The organism is Halomonas terrestris, from assembly GCF_049166755.1.
Classification (GTDB): Bacteria; Pseudomonadota; Gammaproteobacteria; order Pseudomonadales; family Halomonadaceae; genus Halomonas.
In genome coordinates this window covers 60028-70276 of the sequence record NZ_JBMHFZ010000024.1, presented here as the reverse complement: position 1 = coordinate 70276, position 10249 = coordinate 60028, and the positions used below count along the sequence as shown (strand labels likewise).

Genomic DNA, 10249 nt, shown 5'->3' with positions numbered 1-10249 from the left:
ATCAAGGAACTATGCCTGGAGCCCCTTGGTTTGTCTGTGACCGCCGCGGCAGAAGCGCTGGGCGTAAGCCGTAAGACCCTGAGTGCGATACTGAACGGTTCTGGGCGGCGGGAATGCACAGTCACGTGATGGGCCGGTGGCCCGTCCCTTTGAACAGGGCGCCTGCGGCGCCAATCGCCCCACGGAGCGTGGCTCCCATAGGGTGGATGATGCCGGCGCCTGGACGGTGGCCACCCCCCTGGCGGATGCCGGCCCTGCAGGAGCGCAGATCTTCTGCGCGATTGGCGCCGCCAGGCGCCCCGGCGGATGCCGGCAACGAGGGAAACGACCGCCCAGCGTGGCTTCGCGCCGCCATCGCCCCGCAAGCGTGGTTCCTACAGGGGGAAGGTTTTGCGCCTGGTGGGTGCAGCAGGGTTTTCATACCGAGTATAACGCCTTGCGACATATGACGTGATGCGTTATATTTGATGCATGCGAACCCGGGGTGAGACATGATCAAGTCCTTCAAGGACAAGCAGGCCGAAACCATTGCCCGGGGCAAGATATCGCGAAAGCTGCCACACGACATGCAGCGCAGCGCCTTGAAGAAGCTGCGCCAGCTCGATGCCGCCGCGACCCTCGATGATCTGCGCATACCGCCTGGCAACCGGCTCGAGGCTCTCCAGGGAGATCGCAGCGGGCAGCACAGTATTCGCATCAATGACCAGTGGCGCCTGTGCTTTCGCTTCGAAGACGGCAATGCCCACGATGTCGAGATCGTCGACTACCACTAATCGGAGGCGATATGACTGACCAACTGCCCAACATCCATCCCGGTGAGATCCTGCTCGAGGATTTCATTGAGCCCCTGGGGCTTACCAAGAATGCCTTGGCCAAGGCTATCGGCGTGCCGGCCACGCGGATCGGCGAAATCACTCGCGGCGCGCGGGCCATCACGGCGGATACCGACATTCGTTTGTCGCGGTTCCTCGGTACCAGCGAGGGCTACTGGCTGCGCCTGCAGAACGCCTACGATCTCGAGCAGGCGCGGCGCAGCGGGCGCTACGATGGCATTCGCCCCCGTGCCGCATAGCCTCAGCCACTGCATTCGCCAGTGCCTTATTCCCGTCGCCGCGGCCTTGCCCGCGGCGATGTCGGTTCTGGGCGGGAGAAATTGCCGGTTTCAGGTGGCGAGGGTGAGGTCTTTGATGCCAGTGTTGTTCACAGTCGGGTTACATTTTAAGTGATAGGTTAGGTTACCAGCGTCTGTGGAAGGGGCGCCTACGGCGCCGATCGCCCCGCAGAGCGTGGCTCCCACAGGGCCAGCCTATCGCCCCGTGGAGCGTGGCCCCTACAATAGGGGCAGGAACCAGTAGCGATTGCAGGAGCAGGGACATGAGAATCACCATTTTCGGCACGGGGTATGTGGGCCTGGTGACGGGCGCCTGCCTGGCCGACGTGGGCCATGAGGTGCTGTGCATGGACGTGGATGAGGCCCGGATCACCCGGCTGGAGGCCGGCGAGATCCCCATCTACGAGCCGGGCCTCGAGCGGCTGGTGAAGGCCAATGTCGAGGCCGAGCGGTTGCAGTTCACCACCGACCCCACCGACGCCGTGGCCTTCGGCGTGTTGCAGTTCATCGCCGTGGGCACGCCGCCGGACGAGGATGGCAGCGCCGACCTGCGCCATGTGCTGGCGGTGGCCAACACCATCGGCGAGCAGATGTACGACTACAAGGTGGTCGTCAACAAGTCGACGGTGCCGGTGGGCACGGCCGACCGAGTTGGCGAGGCTATCGCCGGGAGGCTGGAGGCCCGCGGGGTGGAGGTGGACTTCGATGTGTGCTCGAACCCCGAGTTCCTCAAGGAGGGCTCGGCGATCGACGACTTCGCCCACGGCCCGCGGATCGTGGTGGGCACCGATTCCGAACGGGTGCGGGAATTGATGCGCGAGTGCTACGCGCCCTATATCCGCCTGCAGGAAAAGCTGATGTTCATGGACGTGCGAGCGGCGGAGCTGACCAAGTACGCCGCCAACGCCATGCTGGCCACCAAGATCAGCTTCATGAACGAGATCGCCAACCTGGCCGAGCGGCTGGGGGCCGACGTGGAGCAGGTGCGCCGCGGCATCGGCTCGGATCCGCGCATCGGTTACCAGTTCATCTACCCGGGCTGCGGCTATGGCGGCTCCTGCTTTCCCAAGGACCTGCGGGCCCTGGCCCACACCGCCGAACAGCTGGACTACTCGGCCGAGCTGCTCAATGCCGTGGAGGCGGTGAACCAGCGCCAGAAGCAGGCCATGTTCGCCAAGCTGCGCCAGGCTTTCGACGGCAAGCTCGAGGGCAAGGTGATCGCGCTGTGGGGCCTGGCCTTCAAGCCCGACACCGACGACATGCGCGATGCTCCCAGCCGCGACCTGATGGAGGCGCTGTGGGCGGCCGGTGCCCGGGTGCAGGCCTACGACCCGGAGGCCATGAAGGAGTGCCGCCGGCTCTACGGCGAGCGCGACGACCTGGTGCTGGTGGCCGACCGCATCCAGGCGGTGAAGGGCGCCGATGCCCTGGCGGTCTGCACCGAGTGGAAGGAGTTCCGCACGGTCGACTTCGCCTGGCTCAAGCAGCAGCTGGCGCTGCCGGTGGTGGTCGACGGGCGCAACCTCTACGACCCGAGCCTGATGCAACAGGCCGGCCTGCTGTACTACGCCGTGGGACGGGGGGACTCGCTGACGGCCAGAGAGTGAGGATAACCGCCCAGCGACGCTTCGCGCCGCCATCGCCCCGCGGAGCGTGGCTTCCACAGGGGCGGGCGCTACAGGTGCGGCGGTCGCCACCCGAGTGGATCATGCCTGCCCTGTGGGAGTGCAGATTTTCTGCGCGATTGGCGCCGATAGGCGCCTCGGCGGTTGTCGCTGAGGCTGCGGGTAACCGCCCAGCGCCGCTTCGCGCCGCCATCGCCCCGCAAGCGTGGCTCCCACAGGGTGGTAGATTCCTTGCCGGTGGGAGCTCCACAAGGTAGGCAAGGGAACGCCGGGCGGGCTTGCTGTCCAGCTTGGATGAATCCGTGACGCTGTCAGAGTGGAGATCCACGTGCTACGTTGTACTTACGACGTAACACATGAAGGGCAGACCCATGGCCGAAACAACCTTTACCTTTCGTGTCGATGACGCGCTGAAAGCGGAATTTGCCCAGGTGGCCAAGGCCAAGGACAGGACAGGAGCCCAGCTCCTGCGCGACTTCATGCGCGATTTCGTGCGGGAGCAGCAGGAAGCGGCCGCCCACGATGCCTGGTTTCGCCGTGAGGTTCAGGCCGGTATTGACGCGGCCAATGCCGGTGATGTGATCCCGGCAGCTGAGGTCGAAGCCGAAGCTGCGGCGTGGCGCGCTGAAACGCAACGGAAGCTGACCGGCTCTGCGTCGTGACGCTGGTTTGGACACGCCTGGCACGCCTCGACCGGAAGGAAATCCGCGAATACATCGCGCAAGATAACCCCGCCGCCGCGCTGGCTCTCGATGAGCTGGTGTCAGCGAAAGCCCAGCGGCTGGCCGATCATCCCAACCTCGGCCGTCCCGGTCGTGTCACAGGCACACAAGAGCTGGTCGTGCACCGCAATTACCTACTGGTCTATGACGTATCCGGTGATACGGTGCGAGTCCTCCGTGTCCTGCATGCGGCACGCCAGTGGCCACTCCCCCCGAAGCTTTAGGGCGTCCCGGCCGCCCACAAGATGGCGGTGGCCGGCAACCTCGCCGATAACCGCCCAGCGCCGCTTCGCGCCGCATCGCCCCGCAAAGTGCGGCTCCCACAGGGTGGTGGATTCGTTGAAGGCCAGGGAGTGATCCCGACCAGTGTGACAAGTGGTATCATCCTCGCGGGCGCCTTCGGGCGCTCGTCGTGTTTCTTGAGCAGGCTTGTGACAGAGGATAGCCATGTCAGGGGTATTTGTGCGCGATCGCGCCTTGATGGTGAACCAGTGGGCATTGTGGCTGGTGCTGGTCACGCTGATTGCCACGCCGCTGCGCAGCCAGGCCGTGGTGGCGGTGCTGATGCTGTATGCCATCGGCTACCTGGTGGCCCATCGCGCCACCCTGCGGGTCACCCGCTTCGACTGGGCGGTGGTGGGGCTGTTGAGCCTGCTGCTGCTGTCGCGGGTGCCGATCTTCGTGATCGATGACTATTCGTCACGCTACCTGAGCCCGGGCTTTCACATGATCGCCGTGGCGCCGATCTACCTGATGCTGCGTCACCTGTTGGTGCCGGTGGACCTGCGCCATGTGCGGGGCTTCATGGAGTGGGGGCTGATCATCGGTACCCTGGGCGCTCTCGCCGTGGCGCTCTATCAGACCCAGGTGCTGGGCGCCTACCGGGCCGATGGCTTCCTGTTCAGCATCAACCTGGGGTATCTGAGCTGCGCCATGGCCTTCCTGGCGGCCAGCCTGATCCGCGGCAGCCACCGCAAGACCTGGCTGCTGATAGCGGCGCTGGCCGGGGCGATCACCTGCCTGCTGACCCTGGCGAGAGGGGCCATCCTGGCGGTGCCGCTGCTGCTGATCCTGCTGCTGCTGCTCAACGCCGACCGCCTGGGCTGGAAGGCGATCACCGCTTCCTTCGTGGCGCTGGTATCGCTGGCGCTGGTCAGCTATGCCACCCTGCCGGCGGTGGAGCGGCGGGTGGACTACAGCATCGCCGAGTTCACCAATATCGCTCAGGGTGATATCGGAGCGGCGGTCTCCAGCGGCGGGCGCCTGCAACTGTGGGCGGCGGCCAGCGATGCCTTCATGGAACGCCCGCTGGTGGGGCTGACCTACGACGAGCGCGAGGCCCGGATCGCCGAGCTGGTCGAGCAGGGCGTGCTCACCGACTGGGTGCTGGGTGTCGGCCGTGGCCATGCCCACAGCCAGTACTTCGAGATGGCAGCCACCGGGGGCGTGCTGGGGCTGCTTGCCCTGCTGGGGTATCTGGTGGCGCCGGGGATCTACCATTGGCGGCTCTACCGCCGCGACCGGAGCAATGCCTGGGCGCAGGTCGCCCTGGTGTTCACCGTGGGCTTCGCCATCTACGGCCTCACCGAGGCGGCGATTCACCACGAGATGATGACGACCTTCTATGCCTATATGCAGGTGATGCTGTTGGCGCTGGCGCTGTGTCATCGGTATGGCGCCGTGGGGGTTCCAGAGAGAAGGGGGTGAGGCGCTGAACCCTTCCCGCGAATGGCTCGATGATGGCAGCGCGGTAACCGCCCGGCGCTGCTTCGCGCCGCCATCGCCCCGCGGAGCGTGGCTTGCATGTTTGAAGTGATAAAAAAATCTCCATTCCATTGCGTTGTGAAGATTTTCTTGGTGAAGTGAAAGAAATCCCTGGGTGAAGCGGGTGCTCGATGAAATTGCTGGGCTATGCCTACCTGCGAGAGGGGCTGCGGCTGGGCGTATGCGAACCGGTCCGGCCTGCGGTGGTGCGCCCGGTTACGCGGATCATGGAGCTGGAGGATAGCCTGGCCGTGCCGGCAGAGCGTGCACCGGATGATGACCTGCTGGCCCATCTTCTCTTTGCCCTGAAACACGAGGGCATCGACCTGGCCATACTGGCCGAGGCCTTGCCGCATCTCCCGGCGGCGGCCCTGATCCAGGCCCTGCAGGGGGCTCCCAATGGTATCTACCTGCGCAAGCTTGCCTTCCTCTACGAGGCCTTCGTGGCGCCGCTGGACCATGCACCAGACGTTCGCGGACGTGCCGTGCCGCTGTTCGATCCGGCGCATTACGTGACAGGTCCCGCTGTGCGCAACAGCCGTTGGCGGGTAGGTTTCAATGGACTGGGGACCTTGCGATATTGTGCCGTGGTGCGCCGCACGCGGGAGATCCAACGACTGCTCGACGAAGATATCCTGGCCCAGGCTCGGGCCTTCATGGCGACCCTGCCTGCTGGCATGCTGGATCGCGCCATTCAATGGGCCTATCTGAGCGAAACCCAATCGTCCTTCGCCATCGAGCGCGAGTCGCCATCGCCAGACAAGCAGCAGCGCTTCATGCAACTGCTGCGCCAGGCTCATGAGGGAAAGCCTCTGGACGAAGGCTATCTGGTCGAACTGCAGAACAGCACGGTCAACAACCCCTTCGACAAGGCGGCCGCATTCCGGCATGAGCAGAATTATTTGCACAACGGCCTGCCCGGCGCCCTGGGCGTCAGCTACCTGCCGCCTCCACCCGGGCTATGCGAGGCTCTGATGGGCGAGTTGTTGGCGTGGGGCAATCAGCTGCCGGAAGACGTGCCTGCGCTGGTAACCGCGGCGGTCGTCTCTTTCGGCTTCGTGTTCCTGCATCCCTTCATGGACGGCAATGGGCGGATCTCTCGATTCCTGATCCACCACACCCTGTGTCGAGCGGGAGAGCTGCAGCAGGGCAACCTGCTGCCGATGTCCGTCGCCATGAAGCGTCACGAGGCAGATTACCTGGCGGCATTGGAAGCCTTCTCCAAGGCAGCGCGCGATCATTGGCAGGTCGACTGGATCGATGCCGACCATCATGAGTTCCGCTTCAAGGGCAGCGAGGCCATCTACCGTTACTGGGATGCCACGCCTGCCGTGGCCTTCACCCTGCGGATGGCCAAGGTGGCGCTGGAAGAGGACCTCAAGGCGGAAACACGCTATCTGGCCTGCTTCGACCGCGTCTACTGTACGATCGATGAGCGCTTCGATGTCCGCGGAAGCGACCTGGCCCGGCTGGTGATGATGTGCCTGAGCAACGAGGGGCGGCTGTCCAGGAATCGTCGTCGGCAGTTTCGTTATCAGGTGCCTGAGGAGGTGCTCGATGCCATCGAGCGGGAAGCGTTCCAGGCGCTCGCGGCCGAGCCAACCGGCCACTGAGCCCTGTTGCAGTGATAGGGCGCTTTACCGAGGCGATGGCCGCCAGCGTTGCCGATGACCGCCCGGCGCCGCTTCGCGCCGCCATCGCCCCGCGGCGTGGCTCACAGGGGGGGGCGCTGCAGGTGCGGCGCAGCGGGCGCTACGACGGCATTCGCCCCCGCGCTGCGTGACGCCTGCCGAGTGAGGCCCTGAACCCTGCCCGCCGCGTACCCGACTTGCCGATGCTTATCGCAGCAGTGGGGTCTGCTCCAGCCTGGCATGCCTGGCATGCTCGCGAATCTCGTTCAGCATCGCCTTGGCGGCGGCCGAAAGCGGGGTGCGCGTGGGGGTGATGATCCCCAGCTCTCGCGGAACCCTGGGCGATACCAGCGGCCGCCACCCCAGCCCCTCCTTGGAGATCTGCAGGAAGCTCAGCGAGGGCAGGGCAGAGACGCCCAGCCCTGCCGCGACCATGCGGCCGACCGTGCCGATCTGGCTGACCTCGCAGAACAGGTCCATCTCGCGCTCCAGGTCGCCGAGCACCCGCTCGATGGCCTGGCGGGTGCTCGACATCCGGTCGAGGTCGATGATCGGGTAGCCCAGCAGGTCATGCCAGCTCACTTCCTCCTGTTGCAGCAGCGGATGCCCGGTGGGGCAGACCGCCACGAAGTGATCCTCGATGAGCGGCTCGAAGTGCATGGCCTCGCGGTTGCGCGGGCGAACGGAGAGCCCGATGTCGGCGCGCCCCTCGCTGACCAGTTCGTCGATCTGGCTGGCCAGCAGGTCATGCACGCTGATCTCGAGGTTCGGGTACTGCCGCTTGAAATCGGCCAGTACCGCGGGCAGGAAGCCTGCCGCCAGGGTCGGCAGCGCCGCCACCGAGACGCGGCCGACCTGCTTGCTGAACAACCGGGAGACATCGTCCAGCGCCGTGTCCCAGTCGCCGACCAGGCGCCGCGCCACCGGCAGGAAGCGCTTGCCCTCCGGGGTGAGCTGGATCCCCTTGCGGGAACGGTTGAACAGCGCGCCCCCCACCACGCCCTCCAGCTTCTTGATGGAGAGGCTCAGGGCCGGCTGGGAGAGGTGCAGCTTCTCCGAGGCCTCGATGAAGCTCCCGCTGGCGGCGACCTCGATGAAGGCCTTGAGCTGCCTGATGGAGATTGACATAAATAAAACAAAACCAGCCTTCGATTATTTAAATTTGAAAAATACATCTGCCGGAACACATAGTAAAGCCACACAAGAACAACAGGATCACGCCATGACCCTCAGGCTCAGCGAGGCCAACCCCCTTGCCATCGTCGGCAGCGGCACCATCGGATCGAGCTGGGCGGCCTACTTCCTCTCGCGACAGCTTCCCGTGGTGGTGTACCACCATGGCGATCAGCCGCAGGAAGCCGTGTTCGACAGGATCGCGGCGCACTTCCCCAGCCTGGGCAGTCCGGTCCGCAAGCCGCGTATCTGCAGCGATCTCGAGGAGGCGGTCTCGGGTGCCCCGTTGATCCTCGAGTGTGCGCCCGAGGACGTTGCGCTGAAGCGTCGCTTGATCGCGGAGATCCAGGGCTGCGCCGATCCCGAGGCCATCATCGCCAGCAATACCTCCTCCCTGACCCACTCCGACCTCACCGTCGGCGTCCCCAGGCCCGACAAGGTGGTGATCGCGCACCCCTACAATCCCCCGCATCTCGTGCCGCTGGTGGAGATCTACGGCATCGATGCCGCGACCTGTGATGCGGTCAAGGCGTTCTATGCGCGCCATGGCAAGTCGCCGGTGGTGCTCGACAAGGAGATGGTCGGCCACCTGGCCAACCGGCTGAGCTCCGCCCTGTGGCGCGAGGCGCTCTACCTGCTCCAGGAGGGGGTGGCCAGCGTCGAGGACATCGACCGGGCGGTGACCGATGGCCCCGGGCTGCGCTGGGCCCTCAACGGTCCCTTCCTGACCTACCACCTGGGGGGTGGCAGCGGTGGCATCCGCCAGTACCTCGAGAGCCTGGGCGACAGCCAGATCTATCGCTGGAACTCCCTGGGCACCCCCGAGGTGAACGACGCCCTGGTGGCACGCATCATCGAGGGGGTCGAGGCCGCCTACGGGGCCAAGAGCCCGGACGAGCTTTCCCGGCGGCGTGACCGTCAGCTGACGGCGTTGCTCGAGTCTCGACGCCCCGTCGACTAGGCAGTGTCCGGCAAGTGCCTGCATGCGGCCATACGGCGTTGGCAATCAGCTCAAGGGACTCGCGCCGTAAACCCCGTCTTCTCGCTCATTATTGCCTTGTCTGACCATCGCTCGCCGACTGTCCAGACAAGGCCTGGTCAAGGACAACACCGTCACGCGGTGAGAAGGACCTGCTGCCCCCTGAGGCAGCGCGACTCCCCCTTGCCTGTCGCAGGCAAGGGCAACCAGAAGCACAACAGCCAAGAGAGAAATCAGATGATGCACACAACAACAAGCTCAATGGCCTTTCTCAAAGGGTCGGGTCTCGCTGGCTTGACCGCACTCGCGCTGGCTTTCGGCTCCACCGCCCAGGCCCAGCCTGACAACCTGAGCTGGCTGAGTGGCTCTCCCGGGGGGACGTGGTATCCCATTTCGGCCGGCATCGCGGAAATCTTCAGTAGCGAAGGTACGCGCACCAATGCCGAGGTCGGGGCCGGCCTGGCCAACGTCTCGCGGGTCAGTGCCGGTCAGGCGGAGATCGGCGTGACCACTTCCACCGTTCCACCGGTGGCCCAGGCGGGGCAGGAGCCCTTCAAGGAGCCGATCAACAACGTGCGGGCGCTGGCGGCGCTGTTCCCGAGCTATCAGCATGTCGGGGTCACCCGGGCATCCGGCATCGAGTCGGTGGAGGAACTGGTCGGGGTCAGCGTCAACTGCATGGCGCTGGGCAACTCCACCCAGGCCGCCTTCGTGGATCGGCTCGAGGCCGCCGGCATCAGCGAGGAGGACCTGGACTGCGCCCGCGGCAGCCACAACTTCGCCTCCGATGCCATCAAGGATGGCAACCTGGAGGGCTTCACCCTGCTCTCGGGCTACCCCAACGGCACCTTCACCGAACTCTTCCATAGCGTCGACATGAAACTGCTGCCGCTCTCCGAGGAGGAGTTCGAGCGGATCAGCGAGATCAACCCGGGCTACGCCTACTCCGCCATTCCGGCGGGGAGCTATCCCGGCCAGGAGGTCGATATCCCCACCGTGACCTCGGACCTGATCCTGTTCTCCCATGAGGACATGCCGGAGGAGGATGCTTACTGGATCGTCAAGACCATGCTGGACAACCTGGAGCGCATCCGCGGCGTGCATGCCGCCATGTCGCCGTTGAGCGGGGAGTACATGGCGAACATCTCTGGCATCGAGCTGCATCCGGGCGCCGTGCGGGCCTATGAGGAAGCCGGCGTCGAGATCAACAACAGCTTCTGATCGCGCTTCGACAACTGCCAGGG

At 65.2% G+C, this 10249-nt stretch carries 11 protein-coding genes; 10 read left to right on the top strand and 1 reads right to left on the bottom strand.

The window, feature by feature from the left end:
* From ACOMD9_RS18540 to ACOMD9_RS18505, 8 genes are all read left to right on the top strand, one after another.
* The gene (locus tag ACOMD9_RS18540; RefSeq protein ID WP_421417465.1) at positions 1–129 is read left to right on the top strand and encodes a helix-turn-helix transcriptional regulator; all 129 of its coding nucleotides are present in this window, start codon (positions 1–3) and stop codon (positions 127–129) included.
* A gap of 362 nt (positions 130–491) precedes the next feature.
* Positions 492–773 carry a type II toxin-antitoxin system RelE/ParE family toxin gene (locus ACOMD9_RS18535; RefSeq protein ID WP_421417463.1) on the top strand — a complete coding sequence of 94 codons (282 nt, stop codon included), beginning with the start codon at positions 492–494 and terminating at the stop codon, positions 771–773.
* A gap of 11 nt (positions 774–784) precedes the next feature.
* On the top strand, positions 785–1072 hold the full coding sequence (locus ACOMD9_RS18530; RefSeq protein WP_421417462.1) for a HigA family addiction module antitoxin: 288 nt from the start codon (positions 785–787) through the stop codon (positions 1070–1072).
* A gap of 302 nt (positions 1073–1374) precedes the next feature.
* Positions 1375–2718, top strand: coding sequence for a UDP-glucose dehydrogenase family protein (locus tag ACOMD9_RS18525; RefSeq protein ID WP_421417461.1), 1344 nt, complete (start codon positions 1375–1377; stop codon positions 2716–2718).
* A 389-nt stretch (positions 2719–3107) separates the two neighbouring features.
* Positions 3108–3398, top strand: a complete 291-nt coding sequence (locus ACOMD9_RS18520; RefSeq protein ID WP_421417460.1) for a CopG family ribbon-helix-helix protein — start codon at positions 3108–3110, stop codon at positions 3396–3398.
* Positions 3395–3682 (top strand): type II toxin-antitoxin system RelE/ParE family toxin, encoded by a 288-nt coding sequence (locus ACOMD9_RS18515; RefSeq protein WP_421417459.1) that lies wholly within the window; start codon positions 3395–3397, stop codon positions 3680–3682. The genes ACOMD9_RS18520 and ACOMD9_RS18515 overlap by 4 nt, the downstream gene beginning before the upstream one ends.
* Positions 3683–3905: 223 nt before the next feature.
* The gene (locus ACOMD9_RS18510; protein ID WP_421417458.1) at positions 3906–5165 is read left to right on the top strand and encodes an O-antigen ligase family protein; all 1260 of its coding nucleotides are present in this window, start codon (positions 3906–3908) and stop codon (positions 5163–5165) included.
* Between the two features lie 188 nt (positions 5166–5353).
* Positions 5354–6835 carry a Fic family protein gene (locus tag ACOMD9_RS18505; protein ID WP_421417457.1) on the top strand — a complete coding sequence of 494 codons (1482 nt, stop codon included), beginning with the start codon at positions 5354–5356 and terminating at the stop codon, positions 6833–6835.
* Between the two features lie 225 nt (positions 6836–7060).
* Here ACOMD9_RS18505 and ACOMD9_RS18500 read toward each other — a convergent pair whose 3' ends face one another.
* Entirely contained in the window at positions 7061–7981 is a 921-nt protein-coding gene (locus ACOMD9_RS18500) for a LysR family transcriptional regulator (RefSeq protein ID WP_421417456.1), read from the bottom strand.
* A gap of 94 nt (positions 7982–8075) precedes the next feature.
* Between ACOMD9_RS18500 and ACOMD9_RS18495 the strand changes: the two genes are divergently transcribed.
* Entirely contained in the window at positions 8076–8987 is a 912-nt protein-coding gene (locus ACOMD9_RS18495) for a 3-hydroxyacyl-CoA dehydrogenase NAD-binding domain-containing protein (RefSeq protein ID WP_421417455.1), read from the top strand.
* Between the two features lie 312 nt (positions 8988–9299).
* Positions 9300–10226 (top strand): TAXI family TRAP transporter solute-binding subunit, encoded by a 927-nt coding sequence (locus ACOMD9_RS18490; protein WP_421417454.1) that lies wholly within the window; start codon positions 9300–9302, stop codon positions 10224–10226.
* Positions 10227–10249 lie beyond the last annotated feature (23 nt).

Excerpts from the sequence above, each read along its gene's own strand:
- ACOMD9_RS18525 (WP_421417461.1), top strand. The coding sequence starts at position 1,375 with ATGAGAATCACCATTTTCGGCACGGGGTATGTGGGCCTGGTGACGGGC.
- ACOMD9_RS18505 (WP_421417457.1), top strand. The coding sequence starts at position 5,354 with ATGAAATTGCTGGGCTATGCCTACCTGCGAGAGGGGCTGCGGCTGGGC.
- ACOMD9_RS18520 (WP_421417460.1), top strand. The coding sequence starts at position 3,108 with ATGGCCGAAACAACCTTTACCTTTCGTGTCGATGACGCGCTGAAAGCG.
- ACOMD9_RS18495 (WP_421417455.1), top strand. The coding sequence starts at position 8,076 with ATGACCCTCAGGCTCAGCGAGGCCAACCCCCTTGCCATCGTCGGCAGC.
- ACOMD9_RS18510 (WP_421417458.1), top strand. The coding sequence starts at position 3,906 with ATGTCAGGGGTATTTGTGCGCGATCGCGCCTTGATGGTGAACCAGTGG.
- ACOMD9_RS18530 (WP_421417462.1), top strand. The coding sequence starts at position 785 with ATGACTGACCAACTGCCCAACATCCATCCCGGTGAGATCCTGCTCGAG.
- ACOMD9_RS18535 (WP_421417463.1), top strand. The coding sequence starts at position 492 with ATGATCAAGTCCTTCAAGGACAAGCAGGCCGAAACCATTGCCCGGGGC.
- ACOMD9_RS18500 (WP_421417456.1), bottom strand. The coding sequence starts at position 7,981 with ATGTCAATCTCCATCAGGCAGCTCAAGGCCTTCATCGAGGTCGCCGCC.